Source organism: Paenibacillus sp. FSL H7-0326, assembly GCF_001955535.1.
Lineage (GTDB): Bacteria > Bacillota > Bacilli > Paenibacillales > Paenibacillaceae > Paenibacillus > Paenibacillus shunpengii.
In genome coordinates this window covers 1,150,910-1,173,057 of the sequence record NZ_MPVN01000001.1, presented here as the reverse complement: position 1 = coordinate 1,173,057, position 22,148 = coordinate 1,150,910, and the positions used below count along the sequence as shown (strand labels likewise).

Genomic DNA, 22,148 nt, shown 5'->3' with positions numbered 1-22,148 from the left:
CTCCTTTATTCATCATCCTTGCATTTTCAAAGTGGTCGATATTTAGTCAATCGTCTTTTCTTGCAGCATCTCAGACTTTTGCTGCTTCTTCGTGTTCTTGAACTTGAAGACTTTATCCAGCATACGGTAAATATGTTTGGACTCTTTGGTTAGAAGAGGCCCGAGTATCGCTAGAATAAGCACATAGATCGCAGCAAAAGGCTGGATGATTGCCATCAGTCCACCCGTTGCAGCCATGTTTGCCAGCAAAATGGAGAATTCTCCGCGGGAGACAATGGTCAGACCAATATTGGAGGAAGCCTTTGGAGACAACCCCGCACTCTTTCCGGCAAGCATACCGGCGGTAAAGTTACCTATTAAGGTAATAATTACGGCAATGAGAGCCAGCCATACGGCTTCTCCGCCAAGTGACAATGGGTCTATTGAGAGACCAAAGCTGAAGAAGAAGATCGCACCGAAGAAATCCTTAAATGGCATAATTAGATGCTCAATCCGCTTCGCATGCGTGGTTTCTGCTAGAACAAGTCCGACAAGCAGTGCCCCGATGGCTTCTGCAACATGAATGGTTTCAGAGAAGCCGGCTACCAGGAATAAGGATCCGAAGATCACGAGTGAGAAGAGCTCATTATTTCGGATATTAAGCAGTTTATTCAAGACGGGTACCAGCTTGCGTCCCAAGATGATAACGATCAGCATGTAGCCGAGTGCAATGAGTGCTGACATAATGACGCCGCCGATGGAAGACGAGTCACTGAGCACCAGACCGGACAGAATGGAAATATAAACGGCGAGAAAGACGTCCTCAAACATGATTATACCGAGAATCATTTCCGTTTCCGGATTAGCTGTACGCTTCAGATCGACAAGCACTTTGGCTACGATGGCACTTGAAGATATGGTTGTAATACCTGCAATGATGAGTGCTTCTGCAACCGGGAAGCCGCCGGCAAAGCCGAGAACGAGTCCCAGTGTAAAGTTAATACCTATATAAATACTGCCGCCAACGACGATGGACTTGCCTGACTTCAGCAATCTGCCGACTGAGAATTCAAGTCCCAAATAGAAGAGCAGGAACAAGACGCCGATACGGCCAAGGAAATCTATAAGACCGGCGCTCTCGATAAAACGAAAGTCGAGATGCCATATTTTAGCTGCATGAGGTCCTACCGCCATACCAATCAAAATGTAGAATGGAATAACGGAGAACCGGAGTTTAGACGAGATCAGTCCGGCTGCCGCGATGAGAGCGATCGCCAAACCGACTTCTAGTACCAAATGATCCACGTTCTCACCATCTTCCATCCTTTAAAATTTGTTTTAGTTTTTGTTGCTGCTGTCTTTCACCTACCGCAATCAGTGTTGAATCGGCCGCAATCTGCAGATCCGGACCAGGACTGATGTGCTTCTTGTTATTCTTCTCCATAACGGCAATGATGGTCGCACCGGAATTTTGTCGAATATCCAGCTCCCCAATGGTTTTGCCGACACAATTGTAATTTCCATCGATCTTGTACCATTCTATAATCAAATCGTCCAGCGTCATCTCTACACGCTCAAGCTGCTTAGGCTTGTAAGTCATTCCGCCAACAATCGCTGCCAGCTGACGTGCCTCATAATCTTCAAGTGAGATCATGGAGATGCTTTGATCCGGGTCTTCATATTCGAAGTGATATAATTCACGACGACCGTCGTCATGAATAACGACAACAATTTTATCTCCACTGCTGGTTGTAGCCTGAAATTTTCGGCCGATACCCGGCAGATCAGTTTCACGAATTTCCATGGTTGTGTTAATGCCTCCTATAAATCATGTTTTAGTTCTAATAGTATAGAGATAGTATAGGCAAGGGCGTGTCATAAAACTCTAGACACGTCCTAGTTAAGCACTAACAAACATAGAAGTGAATTTTATAGGCTTCAGATAAAGCTTTCGCTTTATAAGGCCATAATACGCCTTGAAGGGCGGATTAATAATGAGGTACTCGAACAGCATAAATACCGTCAGCATCACGAATAGGAGATTCACCTCATTCAGTGCTTTAGGCTGGAATCCTGGTGACTTGATCATCGACTTAGGATGATTGCTCATTGTATTATCCATCGGTTCCTCATAGATCGGCTCGCTATGGCCTTTCATCTTAAGAAGATGGGTCTTGTCAACGTCTCCTTCAATCACCGGATACTGGAATGAGATGATCGGGATAATACAAATAAATACAACAAATATGAATTTATATACTGTTCTGTCGTATTTCATCTCTTATCCCTCCTCGCATGATACTGTTATAAAAATAATAACACAAATTTGTGTCGACTCCAAATAGGTAATTATTTTCTTTTATATTGAGAAAACATGACAACCTTTCCAAAAAGCCGCTTCGTATATCCCCTTCTTGCTGACCATATAATAATTCTAAGAAAGAGAAGGGAGTGAGCCTTGTGGAATTGTTCGTGGTATGGACGGAAGCCCAGGATCAAGATACAGCGGAACACTTTTACCGTTTCATTAAAGATAAGACGAAGGGGTTACATATAAGTAAACAAGGGTTCCGATTCTCTTATCGTCAACATGAGGGCAAGGCAGCCTGGATCTGCAAAGGATATGAGAACCATCCCGGTTTCCAGGAAGGATTGCCGCGTATGTATGAAATTATGGCATCCGGTCTTGCGGATTATGTCATTGAATGCAAAGAAGAGCAGCAGCTGAAGCGATTGATCGAAAGGGAATGCATTCATATGGAGCCCGACGAGCTGGAGCGGGTGAAGCGCATATGTGCACCTCTGTTAAAATCACGGCTGGAGACAGAGCAGGGGACTCGCGAGCTTAGACATGGGAAGCTTACAAGAGGTATTCTAGATACGCTTCAGGACATCCCGGTTGTTCACTTGGAAGGAGCCATTCAATTTCGTCTTCAGGAATACAAGAATGAACTGCATGAGATTGTGGAGTATGCGTTAGACGAGTTCTATATGGATCGTCAGTATGAAGAGTTCATGAGCTTATTGAAATATTTTGTTTATTTTCAGGATCCCAAGGTTCCATTAATTCATGTGGTTCATAAGGGCAAGCATGATTTTATTTTGCTGGATGAAGCCTATAAACCGATGCCAATGCCGCAAGAAGAAAGTGTAATTATGGAAATGCCGGGTATGGAACTCGAGATGGAAGTCGAGGATATGATTATTAGCCGCTTAATTTCGATTTCCCCTAAAAAAATGAAGCTTCATACAAAAACTCCGGAATTTCCGCTGATCCATACGATCTCTCAAATCTTTGAAGATAAGGTGGAAATCTGCCGGAGCTGTATTCATTGCCGGAATTTAACGGAAGCTGGTTCATTGTCACTTGACGAAGAGGAAACTTTGGAATTATAATACTGCTTATTAAAAGCGATGACAAAGACAAGGGTCTTAGAGAAGGACAGTACAGAGAGAGGGAACATCAGGCTGCAATTTCCTCCGGATACCTGCTATAGACTTACCCCTTTGTAGCTGCAGTTCAGAACGTTTATCCTTATAGGGAAGCTAGTAAGAACCGCCGGAATCATGTCCGTTATCATGCATGCTTAAATGAGGGCTGATCAGTGCAATCCAGACTGAAGCAGCTGAATTAGGGTGGAACCACGAGTATATACACTCGTCCCTTTGCCGGGACGGGTGTTTTTTGCGTTCGCATATCATACACTCTTTCGTCACCGGCTCATACAAGCGATGAGGAGGAAGTAAACATGTCAGTTAGTATCAAATTGCCAGACGGATCAGTCAGAGAGTACGAGAATGGAGCCAGTATTCTGGATGTTGCAGCTTCCATTAGCAGTGGTCTCAAGAAGAATGCGCTAGCGGGTAAGCTGGACGGAATTGTGGTGGATCTATCCACTCCACTTCGGGAAGGTGCCGTAGTTGAGATCGTAACCGGCGATTCATCAGATGGGCTTGAAGTGCTTCGTCACAGCTCTGCTCATTTGCTGGCCCAAGCGGTTAAACGTCTATTTGGAAACAAAGAAGTGCATCTCGGTGTAGGACCTGTCATTGAAGATGGCTTCTATTATGACATGGATCTTGAGCATGGGCTTAACCCCGAAGATCTTCTCAAAATCGAGAAAGAAATGGAACGAATCGTGAATGAGAATCTTCCGATCGTCCGCAAGGAAGTGAGCAGAGAAGAAGCGCTTCGCATCTTTGGTGAGGTCGGTGATCCTTACAAGCTGGAGCTGATCCGCGATCTTCCGGAAGACAGCATCATCTCCATTTACGAGCAAGGTGAATTCTTTGATTTGTGCCGCGGACCTCATGTCCCTTCCACTGGCAAAATCAAGGTGTTCAAGCTGATGAACGTAGCCGGAGCATACTGGCGCGGTGACAGCAAGAACAAAATGTTACAGCGTGTATACGGTACTGCATTTGCCAAGAAAGCTCAGCTGGATGAGCATTTGCATTACCTTGAAGAGGCGAAGAAGCGTGACCATCGTAAGCTCGGCAAAGAGCTCGGCATGTTCACTTTCTCGCAGCTGGTAGGTCAAGGTCTGCCGATCTGGCTGCCGAATGGTGCCAAGCTGCGCCGCACATTGGAGCGTTACATTGTGGATCTGGAAGAAAGCCTGGGCTATCAGCACGTATATACTCCGGTGCTGGGTAATGTCGAGCTATACAAAACTTCGGGTCACTGGGAGCACTATCAGGAGGATATGTTCCCTACTATGGAGCTGGATAACGAGGCGCTTGTGCTTCGTCCGATGAACTGTCCGCACCATATGATGGTATATAAAAATGAAATGCACAGCTATCGTGATCTGCCTGTCCGTATTGCAGAGCTTGGAATGCAGCATCGTTATGAAATGTCAGGAGCGCTGACTGGTTTGCACCGTGTTCGTGCAATGACACTGAACGATTCCCATATTTTCTGTCGCCCGGATCAGATCAAGGAAGAATTCGCACGCGTTATTGAACTGATCATGATTGCATACAAAGATTTTGGAATTCATGATTACAGATTCCGACTGTCCTATCGTGATCCTCAGGACACAGAGAAATATTTCCAAAACGATGAGATGTGGGAAATGTCGCAGCGTATGCTTAGAGAAGTTGTAGAAGGTCTCGATATGCCGTTCTATGAAGCAGAAGGGGAAGCGGCATTCTATGGTCCGAAACTGGATGTTCAAGTTAAAACAGCTCTTGGCAAGGAAGAGACACTCTCCACTGTACAGCTGGACTTCCTGCTGCCTGAGCGTTTCGAACTCGAATATGTAGGGGAAGATGGTCAGAAGCATCGTCCAGTCGTGATCCATCGCGGCATTTTGGGAACTATGGAGCGTTTCACTGCCTTTTTGCTTGAGAACTTTGCCGGCAATCTTCCGCTGTGGCTGTCTCCGGTACAGGCCAAAGTTATTCCGGTATCCATTCACTTCGAAGAGTATGCGCGTCAGGTCGAAGATCAGCTGAAGCGTGCTGGAATTTCGGTAAATGCCGATCTGCGTAATGAGAAATTGGGCTACAAGATTCGTGAAGCACAGCTCGAGAAGACTCCTTATATGTTCATTGTCGGGGAAAATGAAATGAATGAAGGCAGTGTATCTGTCCGTAAACGCGGTGAGGGAGATCTTGGGGCGAAGCCGCTTCAAGAGGTTGTGGCGATGCTAAAAGAGGAAATTAGTTCACGTACAGTTTAAAACAATGAAGGATCAATTTCATTACACATGATGAAATTGATCCTTTTTGCATAATATCAAGTTGTTAAGGAGAACCTCAGCTAATGAAAGGGAGGTTCATCTTATGGAATATCGCATGATTCGGCGACGTATGATGTTATTTCAATTTCTGCTGATCTGTTACTCCGTACTGTGCTGTAATCCGCAGGCTGTGGCAAGAGACACCGAGAAAACGGAGGCTGTTCTTGCGCCAAAAAGCGAGCAGGTGCTCCACACGATCAATGTGACAGCTACGGGTTATACGGCAGGATATGAATCAACAGGAAAACGACCGAATCATCCTCAGTATGGAATAACCTACTCCGGGGTTAAAGTACACCGCAATAAAGAAGGGGTTTCAACCATTGCTGCTGATCCTAAGGTGTTTCCGCTTGGCACGGTCCTGTATATTCCTGGTTACGGATATGGGATTGTAGCCGATACTGGCTCTGCTATTAAAGGCTCCAAAATCGATCTGTATTTCCCCACGACAAAGGCGGTATATAGTGAATGGGGAAAGCGGGATGTGCAGGTGCAAGTTGTGAAGCAAGGGAATGGGAAGTGTACAGAGCAAATGATCAAGCAGCTAGGAGAGGCATTAACGGTCAATAAATTTATCCCGGATGCCCTGCTTGACAAAGAAATTTAATATCTGCACGATCAGGCGAGTCCGAAGAAATTGACAGTAAATTCTGTTTATTTCCTCGGACTTTTTTATATATTTATAATTTCTAAGGAGCTGAATAAGATCACATTGATCGTCACATAATACTTTTCGGGGATTGTAAGACACCCCGCCCAGATATCAGCATGCAGATCATTCACTTGCGTGAAAAGGGAGGTGAACCAAGTGAAAAAAGCAAATTCTCAAAACGCTCAAGGTTACCAAACACCAAATGAGAAGTATGATGCAGAATTTGGAGCAGAACAAAATTCTGCTGCACAAAAAGTTCAACAAGCTAAAACGAACAAAGTGCAAGATAACTTCCAAACACCAGATGAGAAGTATGATGCAGAATTTGGCACAGAGCCAAACGCTGCTGCACAAAAAGTTCAACAGTCTAAAATGAACAAAAAGCAATAATGTATAGAGGACAGGCCCTTCGGGGTCTGTTTTTTTACATAAAAAGGAAGGTTCTCCGTCTTGAGACTGAGATGAATTTCATTCCAGCGCCGCTCCTCCATTCCAAGTCATTGACATATAATGAATACATACAAGCAGTGTAATGAAGTGATTCGCTAAGGTAAATCAAAAATCAATTGAGGAGATCAGAGCTATGTTTAACAGGATTATAGGTGCAGCCCTTCTTATTGGCGTTGGAATTATGGTGTTTCTTCAGCTCAGGTATACCGGTGATATCAGCTTGGGATATATCATTTCGACGTTCTGGCCGGTTATCTTGCTGTATCTCGGTTTTATCAATTTAAAGGAAAAAAATAATGTAGGCGGTCTGGTGCTGCTTGCGCTCGGTATTTATTTTATGGGCAAAAATCTAGGATTTGTGTCGCTCTCGTTCGGTGACATGTTCCGGTATGCCATTCCGATTGCCCTTGTGGGAGGCGGTTTGTATGTCCTCCTTAGCCCCCGAAGAAGAGATCGCAAGCATACAGAGAATTCGGAATCTCATCATTCCAGCCCTTTTCCAAATCATATTCCAGCTGAACCTCAGCCTCCAATGTACAGTGATCTGGATCAGCAGTTCGAGCAGAAGTTTGGAAAGATTTATGATCAAGACGACAGCAGCGAAAGTAAGAAATCTTCATTAGAAGAAGAGTTTCATTTCGAAGACAAGCTGAAGCACAAGCATAAACATCACAACCATAACAACAAGCATCATAAAAATAAGCACGAATATAATTACAGCTATGAATGGGACAACAGCGAGAAGAACACGGGCTACGCGTATAATGATGATTCTAAGATAAACAAATCTACATTTATAGGTGAAATTAAGCTGGGAGAGGAATATTATGAACTCAAGCCCACCAACATATCGCAGTTTATCGGTGACACCGTCATTGATTTGACCAAAGCCCAAATTCCTTATGGAGAAACCAGGATTAATATCTCTGCGTTTATTGGCGACATCAAAGTATACACACCAAGAGACATGGATCTTGGCATTATCGTTAATTCCAATTCGTTTATTGGAGATATGACCGTACTGAGTGAAACCAAGAGCGGTTTCATGGGGAATATCAGTGCCCAGACACCGAATTACAAAGAAGCAGAGAAGAAAGTACGGATCGTCGTCAGTGTGTTTATCGGTGACGTTAAAGTAAACTCGGTAGGTTAAGATGATGAAGATGATATTCCGTACAGCCAAATGGGAGCTCTTGTTGTTCTTTGTCACAAACAGTCTGATTACCATCGGAATTATTTATACCTCGCTTAGGAGGGGCCATGCTGATTTAACACAGTCTCCATCCTGGATCTATTCCGTAATTACGATTGTGATCACAACCATTGTGATCGGATATATTGCGGGGCTGCGCATTCAGCGCAAAATTGATATGCTGGACTTAAGCATGCTGCAGGTGACCAAAGGGAATCTTTCCACTCGAATGAGTGAAACGGAGGATTCCTCTTTTTCCAGTGTGTACCGCCAGTTTAATACGATGATGGATGCCGTGGAGCACAAGGTAAAATGGGTGCAAAAATGGGGAGAGCAGGAGGTAGTGGAGAAGGAAAAGGCTGCAGAAACCGCAGTGCTTGAGGAAAGGCGGCGAATGGCCAGAGATTTGCACGACACGGTCAGTCAGCAGTTATTTGCAATTCATATGTCTGCTTCTGCGTTGCCCACTTTGCTTCAAAATGGAAATGAAGAGCAAGGTAGGATGGTAATGGATCAGCTAATCACGATGTCTCAGACTGCACAAAAGCAGATGAGAGCCCTCATTGCCCAGCTGCGGCCGGTTGAGCTCGAGAATCGAAGTCTTGCTGAGGCGCTTGAAATCTGGTTTCCGGATTATTGCCGGCAGAATGGGCTGAAAGGTGTTAAAGAGCTGGAGATCATCGGTGATATTTCTGACGCAATCGAGCATCAAATGTTTCTGATCATACAAGAAGCAATGGCAAATATTGTAAAGCACTCGGGAGCCAGCTTTGTAAGCCTGTCACTGAGAGAGGAGCCCAGACAAATCGCGTTCAGTGTAAGTGACAACGGCAAGGGATTTAAGGCAGATGCTTCAGGAAGACAGGGATCGTACGGTTTAATGACAATGAGGGAAAGAGCGGAGAAGCTCGGAGGTCATGTTGATATCATTACACTGCCAGGAGCGGGGACGACCATAAGGGTGCTTATACCCAAATTCCCAGACGAAGCCTGACCCGAGTATCTTCTATTATAAAAGGAGACGGAATGAATGAGCGTGCAGAAGACAAAGATTATGATCGTAGATGATCATGATATGGTAAGAATGGGCTTAAAAACGTATCTGAGTTTGGATTCTTCATTTGAAGTCGTTCTCGAGGGAACGGATGGACAGCATGCTATTGAACTTCTTCGAAACTGTGCTGCAGACGACTTGCCAGAATTGATTCTGATGGATTTGATGATGCCGCGGCTGAATGGAGTTGAAGCAACCAGAGCGATTCTGCCTGAATTCCCGAATGTAAAAATTATTATTTTGACCAGTTTTCTGGAGGATCATCTTGTACTCGAGGCTATTGAGTCCGGGGCTGTGAGCTATGTGCTAAAAACGGTATCTGCGGAAGAGCTGATCTATGCTCTGCAAGGAGCGAAGAGAGGCATGCCTGTTATGACCAATGATATATCGAGAGCGCTGACAAGAGGACTGCGGCAAAAAACCGTCAAGGAAGATGATTCCGGAATGACAGAGAGGGAGAAGGAAGTGCTGCTCCTTATTGCCGAAGGAAAGAGTAATAAGGATATTTCTGAGGAGCTTCATATCAGCATCAAGACGGTAAAGACGCATGTCAGCAACCTGCTGATGAAATGTGAAATGGAAGACCGGACACAACTTGCCATCTATGCTCATCGCAAAGGCTGGGTAAATACATAATCGCTTCACTACCTGTAATATTACGATCTGTTCTTTCATTGAAAATTATGCGGTTTTATCTCCTTTTTAATTGTTTTTAATGTGTACTTAAGGTTTAAAGTACAAAATAAAGACAGTTAATAGAATATCTCTTCCGTAATATGAGATTAGGAGGTCAAACGACATGAGCGACAATAACAACAATAACAGATTCGGTCGTGAAGATGATGAGCGTGAACAATCATTTAATGAATCCCGCAAATCCGAAAACAGCGGTTCTTACTATTATTCCTATGGACCCTTTCAATCCATGAATACCGATAAGGAGAATCACGCTCCTGAGGCAAACGATGTAGAGGTCACACCTCCTGAACCCGTTAAACCTATACCTACCATGGTTGAGAGAAGCTCAAGCAACTTTACTCGGTCCGGGGGCTCCTTCAACCGTTCTGATAGCGAAGCACAAGCTTCCGGCGGAGGCAGCGGAGATCAGCGGAACTGGAATTATAATCACAAGCCCAAAACGAGATCAAATTTCAAGACAGGCGTATTTTCCTTTATTGCAGGTATGCTCGTTATTGCGGTCCTGATGTTTACATCTGATCGTATGAATTTATTTACCCCGGAAGCAGCGTTATCGAACAATACAACTTCAGCAGGCGAGACAGCCAGCAGCGAACCAGTTACATCTAGCGGCTCGGGTGTAACGACCTCACTGCCTGTAGGTTCACAGGACATATCGGGTGTCGTTAGCAAAGTAAGTCCCGCTGTTGTAGAAATTGAGACCTTCTCAAATTCAGCATCAAGTAATTCAAGACAAAGTCCATACTATAATGACCCACTATATCAATACTTCTTCGGCGGTAATGGCGGAGGAAGCAGTTCGAATAACGGAAATGGAAATGGGAATGGAAATGGAAGCAACGGACAATCCTCCAGCCAACTGACTCCTCTGGGTGTAGGATCTGGATTTATCTTTGAGAAAGACGGTTATATTCTGACCAATGAGCATGTGGTTTCGGGTGCTGATGTTATTCAAGTTACACTGGAGGACAACAATAAACCTTACGAAGCGAAGCTGCTCGGAAGCAGTCCGGAACTGGATCTGGCTGTGCTCAAAATTGAAGGCGATGATTTTCCGGTAGCGGCTATGGGCAACTCCGATGATGTACAGGTAGGTGAATGGCTCGTTGCTATCGGTAACCCAGGCGGATTCGAGCATACGGTAACAGCAGGAGTGCTGTCCGCGAAGGATCGTACGATTACAATTAATGATGAAACAACAGGTGCAGCGAATGAGTACAACAACCTGCTTCAAACCGATGCTTCAATTAACCCAGGGAACTCGGGTGGCCCGCTTCTTAACCTGCAGGGAGAAGTAATTGGTATGAACGTGGCTGTAAGTGCAGATGCTCAGGGTATTGGCTTCGCGATTCCTTCCAGCGTTATACTGAATGTAGTTGATAAGCTCAAAAATAATGAAGAAATTCCAAAAGAGCCAGAACCATTCATTGGCGCTTCCCTGATGGATTTGACTCCGGAAGTGGCGAAGCAGATGGGAACTGATCTTACAGAAGGTTCTGTTGTCATGAATCTGGTTTACCAATCTCCGGCTTATACTGCAGACCTTCGTCCGTACGATATTATTACAGGGATCAACGGAAAGAACTATGCAACTACAACGGACCTCATTGAACAGATTCAAACGCATAAAGTCGGTGATGAAATTACACTGAATGTAAACAGAGACGGGAATAAGATGGATGTCAAAGTAACGATCGGCGACCGTAATGACTTTGACACGACGGATACGCAAAATTCGCAAAACGTAGCGCCGTAAGTGTAACGTATCAGATTGAATATCTGATAAGCTGAAAGCGAAGGGGAGACGCCCTTTCGCTTTTTTGCCTTCTTCGTTTGAGATAGAAAGCCATCGCGATGCCTGATACAATATAAGGAAGAAAGAGAAAGAGAACCATTCATTGAATGGATAAAGAAGGAGATGCTGGGGTGCGTTCGAAGATCTTAATTATTGATGATGACGATAAAATTATATCCATGCTTAGAAGAGGTCTTGCCTTCGAGGGGTATGACGTGCTAACGGCTTCAAACGGAGCAGAGGGTTTACAAAAAATGCTTGAGGTCGAACCTGATGTTGTGGTCCTCGATGTCATGATGCCCAAGGTGGATGGATTTGAGGTCTGCAGACGGCTTAGGGAAGGAGGAAGCACGGTTCCTATTCTAATGCTGACGGCAAAAGACGAAATTGAGCAGCGGGTCAAGGGTCTTGACCTCGGTGCAGATGATTATCTGGTTAAGCCATTTGCGCTGGAGGAGCTGCTTGCCAGAGTCAGAGCACTGTTAAGACGAAAAACGGATACAAATGAGAGCAGCAGTAATCGACTGACATTTGAAGATGTAATCCTGGATTATGATGCCCGTGAGGTGCATCGTGCAGGACAGCGCCTTGATCTGACGGCTAAAGAATTTGAACTGCTGTATTTGTTCATGCAGAATCCCAAGCGTGTGCTGTCCAGAGATTTAATAATGGATAAGATCTGGGGCTTTGATTACAGCGGAGAGTCCAATGTACTTGAGGTATATATTGCAATGCTGCGGCAAAAAACAGAAGAACACGGAGGTAAACGTATTATTCAGACCATTCGTGGCGCTGGTTACATTCTGAGAGGAGACAACTAGTATGTCCATCCGGTTACGGCTGACGTTATGGTATTCAGGCTTGCTTGCTGCCGTACTGCTGCTATTTGGTTCCGTAATTTACGCTCTTGTGCATTATTACGCATATGAAGATGTAGAATCCGAGATTCTTACCCAGACGAAGAGCATTAGTCAGCGCATTAGTGCTGTGCTCGTTCGAAATCCGGATTTTACCGAGGAGCTGAACTTGATTCTTCCAGAGAAGGCGAATCAGCTTGCAGATTTGCAAATTTATGTTCAACTTTATAATTATACAAGCGACAGAGCGGTGGCTTCTGATAATTTACGTGATTATCGGTTTAGCGTGCCTGATTTCAGTAAAGCGGGAACGAGCGAAGGCTGGGCAAGAATGACCGTAGATAACTCTCCTTTTCTCGTATATCAGTTTCCATTAGTGCTGCAATCGACGGATCAGGTTATTGGCATGCTGCAAGTAGGTACGATTACGGCATCCGAAGATCGTTTAATGGACAGACTGCTGCTCATTCTGATCTATGTGTCCATCATTACTCTGATTCTGGCAATGAGTGTTGGTTTGTTCCTTGCCCGCAAGTCCATGCGTCCACTTGTTCATATTATTGATGCGGCAGACGGTATTCAGTCAGGAAATGACTTGAGTATACGAATTGAATATAACGGACCAAATGATGAAATAGGCAAGCTGATCACTACGGTCAATAACATGCTTGCACGTACAGAGGGATTCTTCAAAGAGCTGGAGGATGCTTATGCAGCCCAAAGGAGGTTTGTCTCGGATGCTTCACATGAACTCAGGACGCCACTGACAACGATCAGGGGGAATACCGATTTCTTGAAGAAGCTATGGGACCCAGATCCGGAGGACCGCAAGCCGCTGACAGATGAAATGAAGGAACAAATGACGCTGGAAGCCATTGAGGATATTGCGGATGAGGGCAGACGAATGAGCAGGCTCGTTAATGATATGCTGTCCCTGGCACGTGCGGATACAGGGCAGACCATTGATCTGAATCCAACCCCGCTGTCGATCCTGGTGAAGGATGTGGCACGCAGAGCTCAGCATCTTCCACGTACAGCGGAATGGAAATACAGTGATCTAGAAGTCCTGAATGGCGCATATGTTCTGGGCAATAAAGATTATTTGCAGCAAATGCTGTTTATCTTTATAGAGAACGCCTTTAAGTATACCCCTGAGGGTGTAGTGACTCTCGATGCTGTGGTGTACAACGGACAAGTCGGTCTGCGCATAAGTGATACGGGCATTGGGATGGATAAGAATGAAGTGCCTTATATCTTTGACCGCTTCTATCGAGCAGATGAGTCAAGGGGGATCACGAAGGGGACTGGACTTGGTTTATCCATCGCCAAGTGGATCATTGAAGAGCATAACGGATCGGTGGAGGTTGTGACTAAGCTGGGAGAAGGGACGACATTTATTGTATGGCTCCCGCTTGAGTTGGCTCCCCCTTTGGAATAAGGTATAATACAAAATGCGGAGCTTTTTTCTTAGACGAAAGATTTTAGGCTCCATTATGTGTAAAGAAAGCAGGTGGCAACATGGAAGTACTACGAATTTCTCCTCGCGGTTACTGCTATGGTGTGGTAGATGCTATGGTGCTCGCAAGACAGGCGGCGAACAATTTGGATTTACCGCGGCCCATTTATATACTTGGTATGATCGTTCATAACAGCCATGTGACGAATTCCTTTGAAGACGAAGGCATTATTACGCTTGATGGCCCGAATCGGATGGAGATTTTGAAGCAGGTTGACAAAGGCACGGTTATTTTTACAGCTCATGGGGTCTCTCCTGAAGTACGTAAGCTGGCAAGAGACAAAGGTCTTACGACCGTTGATGCAACATGCCCGGATGTAACTAAGACTCATGACCTGATTAAAGAAAAGTCGCAAGAAGGCTATCAGATTATTTATATCGGTAAGAAGGGGCATCCTGAACCGGAGGGAGCCATCGGTATTGCTCCGGATTGCGTTCATTTGATTGAACGTGAGGACGAGATTGATTCACTAGATGTACCAAACGGCAAAATCATCATTACAAACCAAACGACGATGAGTCAATGGGATATTAAGCACATTATGAAGAAGCTGCTGGAAAAATATCCGGGTGCAGAAGTGCATAATGAGATTTGTTTGGCGACTCAGGTTCGCCAGGAGGCTGTTGCAGAGCAGGCGGGTCAAGCAGACCTCGTTATCGTTGTCGGTGATCCGCGCAGCAATAACTCCAATCGTCTGGCTCAAGTATCAGAAGAGATTGCAGGGACTACGGCTTACCGGGTATCAGATGTAACGGAGATTAAACAGGAGTGGCTTCAAGGCGTCAACAAAGTAGCTGTGACTTCAGGAGCATCCACGCCTACTCCGATTACGAAGGAAGTCATTACCTATCTGGAGCAATATGATCATGACAAACCGGAGACTTGGGAAATCCAGCGGACCATCAACATGAAGAAGCTGCTTCCACCCGTACGGGTCAAAACCAAATCATAATACTATCATGAGGAAGGTCGGCAACTTGCTGATCTTCCTCTTTTATTTAGAAATTTATGCTTGGGACAGTGTCAAAAGGTAGGGGACGTACATAAGCTAATCTATTATTGACGAATGAGAAATAATGATGTATAGTTGCTTTAACGTATAAAAGCTTAAAAGCGAACAAGCGTTTAAGTGTGAAATAATCTATACAGCGTGTGAGATCATTCATGATCAATTGATTTTAATTTCTTATCGAGAGGCAGGTATCGATTATATATGATCGTTATAACAGGAAACACTACGCCTGAGGAGCAGCTTCAGGATATTATTGCCGTTATAGAGAAGGAAGGCCTCCAGGTTCATCTCTCGAGAGGGAAGGATCGAACTGTCATCGGGCTCATTGGCTCCGTTGAACCAAAATTAGCAGAACATTTACGACAAATGAAAGGTGTAGAGAACGTGGTCAAAATTTCGAAATCATACAAATTAGCAAGCAGAGACTTTCATCCTGAGGATACAGTCATTTCTATAAAAGGGGTAAATATTGGCGGCGGGGAACTGGTTGTCATGGGTGGTCCATGCGCAGTTGAATCCGCTGAGCAGATTGATGAGATAGCAGGACTTGTTAAGGCAGCAGGCGGTCAAGTACTTCGCGGGGGGGCATTTAAACCACGGACGGGTCCATACAGCTTCCAAGGAGTCGGTGTAGAAGGTCTGATCATGATGGCAGAAGCGGGAAAGAAGCATGACCTTCTTACCATTACTGAGGTCATGACCCCTGAATACGTAGACATCTGTGCTGAGTACGCAGATATCCTCCAAGTCGGAACACGTAACATGCAAAATTTTGACTTGCTTCGCAAGCTCGGAACTTGCGGTAAGCCTGTACTTCTTAAACGCGGCTTCAGTGCTACCTATGATGAATTCCTGAATGCAGCTGAGTACATTCTGGCGGGCGGGAATCCGAACGTGATGCTCTGTGAGCGTGGAATCCGAACATTTGAGACCTACACTCGAAATACATTGGATTTGTCGGCGATTCCTGTGCTTCAGCAGCTCAGCCATCTGCCGGTCATTTCAGACCCGAGTCATGGAACGGGACGCAGAGAGCTTGTGGAACCGATGACGAAGGCTTCAGTAGCAGCTGGAGCAGATGGATTGATCATTGAAATGCATACAGACCCTGACAATTCGATGACCGGCGACGGTGTTCAATCGTTATTCCCGGATCAGTTTGCTCATTTGCTTCAGGATTTGGAGAAGCTCGCTCCGATTGTAGGTAAGACATTTAATACAAAGAAATCACCAATAACTGCAAGTCGTTAATATTGACAAAGACGAATTTTATTGATAATAGGTAAAATATTGATAAAATGACAAATTAAATGTATCATTCTCATGTGATAATTAAGCCTATCTTTCCGGCATCTAAACCGGAGATTTAGGCTATTTGTCTATATTCGTATTTTTTCATTAAAGTGTGAGTATATCTTACACTAGTATAAAAAATACCTGACATAAGTATTGACGATGTAAGATTTGGGATTTATACTTACCTCAGTTGAAAATTCGATTTAATGAACATTCACAAGGCTTAGGTCGTCAAATGTTCGGAAAATTTGGGAGGAAGAACACATGTCTGTTGAAAATGTATTGAAATCAATTCAGGAAAACAACATTGAATGGGTAGATTTTCGATTTGTAGATCTATCTGGCCGCGCTCACCATATCTCTCTGCCAGCTTCTGAAGTTGAAGCAGAAACCTTTGTTAACGGGGTAGCATTTGATGGATCTTCTATTCCAGGCTTCCGCGGTATCGAAGAATCCGATATGGTTATGATGCCGGATCCAGAATCCACTTTCATTGACCCATTCACAGCACATCCTACACTAAACGTAATGTGTGATATTTTCACTCCAGACGGAGAACGTTATGAGCGTGACCCGCGCGGTATTGCTGTTAAAGCGGAAGAATATTTGCAAAAAGCAGGTATCGGTACACGTGCAAACTTTGCTCCGGAATCCGAATTCTTTATCTTTGACGACGTACGTTATGAAAGTGGAACGAACAGCTCTTCTTACTATGTTGATTCCGAAGAAGCAGCTTGGAACACAAACCGCAAAGAAGAAGGCGGCAACCTTGGTTTCAAGATCCGCACTAAAGGCGGATATGTTCCTGTCGCTCCAATGGATACTCAACAAGATATCCGCAGCGAAATGTCCCGTCTTCTTGATGAAGTAGGAATTCGCGTTGAGCGTCACCATCATGAAGTTGCAACTGCAGGTCAAGCAGAAATCAACTTCCGTTTTGATACATTGAAGAAAACAGCAGATAACCTGCTCGTATACAAATACATTGTTCATAATACAGCTCGTCAATACGGAAAAGTGGCAACATTCATGCCTAAACCGCTCTTCGGCGATAACGGCAGCGGAATGCACGTTCACCAATCCATCTTCGACGGCGATACTCCTTTGTTCTATGAAAAAGGCGCATATGCTAACCTGAGTGAAATGGCGCTTCACTACATTGGTGGTATTCTGTACCATGCTCCAGCGCTGATCGCACTTACTAACCCTAGTACAAACTCGTTTAAACGTCTTGTACCTGGATATGAAGCACCAGTTAACCTTGTATACTCTAAAGGTAACCGTTCTGCAGCGGTACGTATTCCGGTTGCAGCTGTAACACCTAAAGGTTGTCGTATCGAGTTCCGTACACCGGATTCTACTGCTAACCCTTATCTAGCTTTTGCAGCGATGCTTATGGCGGGTCTTGATGGAATCAAACGCAAGATTAACCCAACTGAGCTTGGATATGGACCAATTGACAAGAACATCTACGAATTGTCCGATGCAGACAAAGAGAACATCCGCAGCGTGCCTGCTTCCCTGGATGAGGCGCTTGATGCTCTTGCATCTGACTTTGAATTCTTGACTGAAGGCGGCGTATTTACTAAAGAATTCATTGATAACTACATTGAATTCAAACGTGCTGAAGCTAAAGCTGTTTCGATCCGTGTTCATCCGCATGAATACAGCTTGTACTTCGACTGCTAATCAGTACTCATATCACATCATTATTAATCATAGGCCCTCGGGAAATTTAGTTTCCCGAGGGTTTCCCTTATTTGTAACGATACTGCCTTAACTTCGTGTGAAAAACACTTGAAGACACGAACAATTACTGCTATCATACCAATAATCATACGTATCATTAGATGTTATATTTGGGTAGAACAACTTGGAGAGAAGGGCGGTTTTTTGATTGAATAAGAGAGCATTTAATTTCAATGCGGGACCTGCAGCACTGCCATTAGAGGTGCTCACTCGGGCACAGGCTGAATTTGTCGATTATAAGAACACAGGCATGTCGATTATGGAGATGTCCCATCGCGGGGCCGTCTATGAATCTGTCCATAACGAAGCGCAGGAACGCCTTCTGGGGCTTCTCGGTAACCCGGCAGGCTACAAAGTATTGTTCCTGCAAGGCGGAGCTAGCACACAATTTGCGATGATCCCGATGAATTTCCTGTCTGCCGGCCAAACAGCTCATTATGTACATACCGGGAGCTGGGCGAAGAAGGCGCTGTCTGAGGCAAAACTGATCGGCGAGACGAGCATTATTGCTTCAGGTGAGTCCTCGAAGTTCATGAAGCTTCCAGAGCTCTCTGAGCTTGAGCTGAGCAGCAATGCCGCATACCTGCATATGACTTCAAATGAAACGATAGAGGGTACACAGTTTAGAGAATTCCCGGATACTGGGACGACTCCACTCATTGTAGATATGTCCAGTGATATTCTTAGCAGAACACTAGATATGACGAAATTTGATATGATCTACGCAGGTGCCCAAAAAAATCTTGGACCATCTGGAGTTACCGTCGTCGTAGCAAAAGAGGAGCTTGTTACCGAATCGCCTAAACATCTTCCTTCAATGCTTCGTTATGATACTTTTGTAAGCAACAATTCTCTCTATAACACACCGCCATCCTTTGGTATTTATATGGTGAACGAAGTTCTGAAGTGGATTGAAGAACAAGGAGGCCTTGCCGGCGTAGAGGCTAAGAATGAAGAGAAGGCAGGCATCCTCTATGATGCGATCGATAATAGCAACGGTTTCTTCCAAGGCTGCGCCCATTCTGCAGATCGTTCAAGAATGAATGTTACCTTCAGACTTGCCGATGAAGGATTGGAGAAGGAGTTTATCAAGCAATCTGAGCAAGAAGGGTTTATCGGCTTGAAAGGACATCGCAGCGTAGGCGGATTGCGTGCTTCAATTTACAATGCGGTCCCGATGGAGAGTGTACAGGCGCTGACTGATTTTATGAAACAATTCCAGAAGACACATGGCTAAGCTTTAATAGAGGTATGGAAAATACTGGGCACGTCCTGCAAATATTGTGGGAGGTGCTTTTTTATATTATAATTTTAAGTTATACGATCGAATCAATTTTTTATTGTATTCTTTTTATTAAATCAATGGATAAAGTAAATCAGAATTTGCTGTAGGGTATGGCAGAATTCTGCAGTCCATTATAAGAGGGGATTAGAGTCAATGGCATTACATATCGTACTTGTGGAACCCGAGATTCCAGCAAACACAGGAAATATAGCAAGAACCTGCGCAGCAACAGGAACCTATCTGCACCTGGTGCATCCGCTCGGATTTAACACAGATGACCGCACACTCAAGCGGGCCGGGTTGGACTACTGGCATTCCGTAAATATCGAGTATCATGATTCGTTTGATGAAGTTCGGCAGAAATATGCGGATCACCGTTTTTTCTATGCAACCACCAAAGCGAAAAATCGTTTCAGTGATTTCGAGTTTCAGGATGGAGATTTCCTAGTATTTGGAAAAGAGACAAAAGGTCTTCCGCCTGAGCTAATTAATGCAAACCCAGATACCTGCATGCGAATGCCGATGACAGATGCAGTCAGATCGTTAAATTTGTCGAATTCGGCGGCTATTATCGTTTATGAAGCGCTAAGACAATTGGATTATCCTGGAATGAATTAAATCCCAACCTTTGGTAACATACTTTCAAAAAATGGGTTCCTAAAATAAAGTTAATATTTTTATTAATTCTTGCAGGATTCGACAAAAAAAGAGCGAATGTATAAACATAGTACAAATGTACCTACAAAGAAAGAAAAATGAACAGGAGTGTGTACCGTTAATGAAACCTGCTGGAGTGGTACGTAAGGTGGACCAGCTCGGAAGAATCGTGCTGCCGAAATCTTTGCGTAAAAGGTATCAAATGAATGAAGGAGATCCCGTTGAAATTTTAGTGCAAGGTGATCATATTATTCTGGAGCGTTATCGTCCAAAATGTATTTTCTGCGGATCGATGGAAGAAGTAAGTGAGTTCAAAGATCGTTACATTTGTGGTGCGTGTCTTACAGAAATGACGGGTCTTCAAGAGAACGCCTAAACTTAAATCAAGCCGAAGCTAAGCATAGGCTTATAAAGAAAGAAGCTCTCCTCAGTAGAGGAGAGCTTCTTTGGTGAGCCTTACAGCCCCTTCGTCTTGTCATCATTGTAAGAAGAAGTCAATATGCCTCCCAAATACAATACAAGCACCAGGGTGACGATCCAGAAAGTCAACGAAAATGACATGTCATCCACCTCCTGTTACTTTGTAAATCCTATTATACTGATACTTGTCTCAAAAAGGAATCTTTTTCCTGATCCGTAAATGTTTACTCAAAGAAAAGGAAATGAGTTGGCAGCTTCCGCAGGACACCGTCTGAAGGCTTATTCACGACTCGTCCGTTCAGAATCAGCGAAGAGGAGCCGCCGCCATCCAGGTTATAGCCATCTTGCACTCCGAGCTTGTACATTTTATTCTGAAGCTCTTGGAGTGTTGCTCCCGAGCTGCCCTTTTCATCGTATCCATCCACAACCAGGATCAGCAGCTGGTCATCCTTATAGTTGCCAATGACCGTCCTTGGCGCACGCTTAGGTGTTGTTTTCCATTTGGATGGGATAATCAGCTTCTTGCCGTCTTTAAGGAGCATCGGAACGAAGGTGGCGCCGAATGCGGGCTCCAGCTTGTCCAGATCGGATTGTTTGGTAAATCTTCCTCCAATCAGCTTCCCTTCTTTGCTCAGGCCCACAAAGGAGAGATCCTTCGTGCTGGGATGAAAACCTGTCAGGTATTTGCCGTTAGCTACCGTCGTGCTTAGCGGATACCGACTGCCGCCTGCATCAGCATATCCCCCGGCGTTAATGCCTGCAATGGCACCACTGCGCGAAACAGCTTGCATCGTCGTTTGCGACTTCCCAACACCTTCACCAATCGACATCTTCATAGCACTGGGATCCTTGAGTTTGATCTTCATAGCATAACCTTTATAAGGTCCTGGATTCATTCTGTATAGTTCAATCTGAATCCGGTCACTGTTGACTTGCTCGATCGGTGTGCCAAGCTTGGCAGATATCCGCTTGTTATAGATGGCTTCGGGTTTCCTTGCTTGTGCTGCGGTCATGTTCGCAATGCTTTCCATCGTTTTAGTCGTATTCTCATACAACTCGGTTGTTTTTTGAATGTATGAAGAGGTCGTCTCGGCCAGCACTTTCGCTTCCGCCAAACCTTGGCTTATTTCCTCCGTCTGGGAATGGATCGTGTATTGTGGAATGTGCTCTTCCTTTGGCGTTAGCGAACTTAAATCCAGCGGCGGCTGCAATAAGAGAAGGTACACAAGCAGACCGATAAATGGAGCTGTAATCAGCATGAAAAAACGATTTACTTTTTGGAGTGAAGTCATCATTTCAACAGATCCATCTTCTTCTGCAGCGTATCCAGCTGCTGCTTCACTTCTCTAAGCTCCGAATATAGCTGATTACTGTTATCGGTTGTATTGCCTGCATTGTCCTTTGTGAAGGTCAGCAGCTCATTGAAGGTCTGTACTTGCTCCTGCAAGCTGACCAGCTCACTTGAGATTTTATCCAGCTGTGTCTGATACTCCTGCTTAACGGCCATCAACTGCTGATCGTTGTAGGTCTGAATTTCTAGTACCATTTGTTCTCTTAAATGATTGCTGTATAAATAGGCTGCGGCAGCTCCTAAGGCAATAATAATAATCCATAATACTAGAAATAGACGGACAGAGCGTTTGCTTCTCCTTGCAGCTTGCCGGGTGTGATGGCTTGTGTTCTCATCTGTTGCCGGGTTCATTTCATCACTCCTCGTGTTGTTCCTACAAAATTCTATAAATTTTCCAGTCCTCATTCTATCATGGGGCCGCTTCATACGCAAAAAA

Annotated in this window: 21 protein-coding genes; 16 read left to right on the top strand and 5 right to left on the bottom strand. The window is 44.6% G+C overall.

The features are described from left to right. Positions 1-42: 42 nt before the first annotated feature. The 3 genes from BK126_RS05665 to BK126_RS05655 all read right to left on the bottom strand — a co-directional run bounded on the left by BK126_RS05665 (position 43) and on the right by BK126_RS05655 (position 2,257). Positions 43-1,284 carry a cation:proton antiporter gene (locus tag BK126_RS05665; RefSeq protein ID WP_076312559.1) on the bottom strand — a complete coding sequence of 414 codons (1,242 nt, stop codon included), beginning with the start codon at positions 1,282-1,284 and terminating at the stop codon, positions 43-45. 4 nt (positions 1,285-1,288) lie between these two features. Beyond that, positions 1,289-1,783 (bottom strand): cation:proton antiporter regulatory subunit, encoded by a 495-nt coding sequence (locus BK126_RS05660; RefSeq protein ID WP_047909993.1) that lies wholly within the window; start codon positions 1,781-1,783, stop codon positions 1,289-1,291. A 96-nt stretch (positions 1,784-1,879) separates the two neighbouring features. Next, complete coding sequence (locus BK126_RS05655; RefSeq protein WP_076311671.1) at positions 1,880-2,257, bottom strand: hypothetical protein; 378 nt, start codon at positions 2,255-2,257, stop codon at positions 1,880-1,882. 182 nt (positions 2,258-2,439) lie between these two features. Between BK126_RS05655 and BK126_RS05650 the strand changes: the two genes are divergently transcribed. The 16 genes from BK126_RS05650 (at position 2,440) to BK126_RS05575 (ending at position 20,317) form a co-directional block, all read left to right on the top strand. Next, positions 2,440-3,375, top strand: a complete 936-nt coding sequence (locus tag BK126_RS05650; protein ID WP_076311670.1) for a putative sporulation protein YtxC — start codon at positions 2,440-2,442, stop codon at positions 3,373-3,375. A gap of 353 nt (positions 3,376-3,728) precedes the next feature. After that, on the top strand, positions 3,729-5,666 hold the full coding sequence (gene thrS / locus BK126_RS05645) for a threonine--tRNA ligase (RefSeq protein ID WP_076311669.1): 1,938 nt from the start codon (positions 3,729-3,731) through the stop codon (positions 5,664-5,666). Between the two features lie 103 nt (positions 5,667-5,769). After that, positions 5,770-6,333 carry a 3D domain-containing protein gene (locus BK126_RS05640; RefSeq protein ID WP_083655733.1) on the top strand — a complete coding sequence of 188 codons (564 nt, stop codon included), beginning with the start codon at positions 5,770-5,772 and terminating at the stop codon, positions 6,331-6,333. A 201-nt stretch (positions 6,334-6,534) separates the two neighbouring features. After that, positions 6,535-6,768 (top strand): hypothetical protein, encoded by a 234-nt coding sequence (locus tag BK126_RS05635; RefSeq protein WP_052511688.1) that lies wholly within the window; start codon positions 6,535-6,537, stop codon positions 6,766-6,768. 193 nt (positions 6,769-6,961) lie between these two features. Further along, on the top strand, positions 6,962-7,981 hold the full coding sequence (liaF, locus tag BK126_RS05630) for a cell wall-active antibiotics response protein LiaF (protein ID WP_076311668.1): 1,020 nt from the start codon (positions 6,962-6,964) through the stop codon (positions 7,979-7,981). Between the two features lie 4 nt (positions 7,982-7,985). Beyond that, the gene (locus tag BK126_RS05625) at positions 7,986-9,014 is read left to right on the top strand and encodes a sensor histidine kinase (protein ID WP_083655826.1); all 1,029 of its coding nucleotides are present in this window, start codon (positions 7,986-7,988) and stop codon (positions 9,012-9,014) included. Between the two features lie 36 nt (positions 9,015-9,050). Then, entirely contained in the window at positions 9,051-9,710 is a 660-nt protein-coding gene (locus BK126_RS05620; protein WP_076311666.1) for a response regulator, read from the top strand. A gap of 163 nt (positions 9,711-9,873) precedes the next feature. Then, positions 9,874-11,529, top strand: coding sequence for a S1C family serine protease (locus tag BK126_RS05615; protein ID WP_076311665.1), 1,656 nt, complete (start codon positions 9,874-9,876; stop codon positions 11,527-11,529). A gap of 170 nt (positions 11,530-11,699) precedes the next feature. Continuing rightward, on the top strand, positions 11,700-12,389 hold the full coding sequence (locus BK126_RS05610; RefSeq protein WP_076312557.1) for a response regulator transcription factor: 690 nt from the start codon (positions 11,700-11,702) through the stop codon (positions 12,387-12,389). A gap of 1 nt (position 12,390) precedes the next feature. Next, entirely contained in the window at positions 12,391-13,863 is a 1,473-nt protein-coding gene (locus BK126_RS05605; RefSeq protein WP_076311664.1) for a sensor histidine kinase, read from the top strand. Positions 13,864-13,943: 80 nt separating this feature from the next. After that, positions 13,944-14,894, top strand: coding sequence for a 4-hydroxy-3-methylbut-2-enyl diphosphate reductase (locus tag BK126_RS05600; protein WP_076311663.1), 951 nt, complete (start codon positions 13,944-13,946; stop codon positions 14,892-14,894). Between the two features lie 261 nt (positions 14,895-15,155). Then, a complete protein-coding gene (gene aroF / locus BK126_RS05595; RefSeq protein ID WP_076311662.1) occupies positions 15,156-16,205 on the top strand; it encodes a 3-deoxy-7-phosphoheptulonate synthase in 1,050 nt (349 codons plus the stop codon). A 309-nt stretch (positions 16,206-16,514) separates the two neighbouring features. Continuing rightward, the gene (gene glnA, locus BK126_RS05590) at positions 16,515-17,939 is read left to right on the top strand and encodes a type I glutamate--ammonia ligase (RefSeq protein WP_047909981.1); all 1,425 of its coding nucleotides are present in this window, start codon (positions 16,515-16,517) and stop codon (positions 17,937-17,939) included. A gap of 208 nt (positions 17,940-18,147) precedes the next feature. Beyond that, positions 18,148-19,236, top strand: coding sequence for a 3-phosphoserine/phosphohydroxythreonine transaminase (gene serC, locus BK126_RS05585; protein WP_076311661.1), 1,089 nt, complete (start codon positions 18,148-18,150; stop codon positions 19,234-19,236). A gap of 201 nt (positions 19,237-19,437) precedes the next feature. Next, positions 19,438-19,902: a tRNA (uridine(34)/cytosine(34)/5-carboxymethylaminomethyluridine(34)-2'-O)-methyltransferase TrmL gene (trmL, locus tag BK126_RS05580; protein WP_076311660.1), complete on the top strand. Its 465-nt coding sequence runs from the start codon at positions 19,438-19,440 to the stop codon at positions 19,900-19,902. Positions 19,903-20,062: 160 nt separating this feature from the next. After that, entirely contained in the window at positions 20,063-20,317 is a 255-nt protein-coding gene (locus tag BK126_RS05575; protein ID WP_076311659.1) for an AbrB/MazE/SpoVT family DNA-binding domain-containing protein, read from the top strand. 268 nt (positions 20,318-20,585) lie between these two features. Here BK126_RS05575 and BK126_RS05570 read toward each other — a convergent pair whose 3' ends face one another. After that, entirely contained in the window at positions 20,586-21,656 is a 1,071-nt protein-coding gene (locus BK126_RS05570; RefSeq protein WP_143757681.1) for a phosphodiester glycosidase family protein, read from the bottom strand. Continuing rightward, on the bottom strand, positions 21,653-22,063 hold the full coding sequence (locus tag BK126_RS05565; RefSeq protein WP_076311658.1) for a hypothetical protein: 411 nt from the start codon (positions 22,061-22,063) through the stop codon (positions 21,653-21,655). The genes BK126_RS05570 and BK126_RS05565 overlap by 4 nt, the downstream gene beginning before the upstream one ends. Positions 22,064-22,148 lie beyond the last annotated feature (85 nt).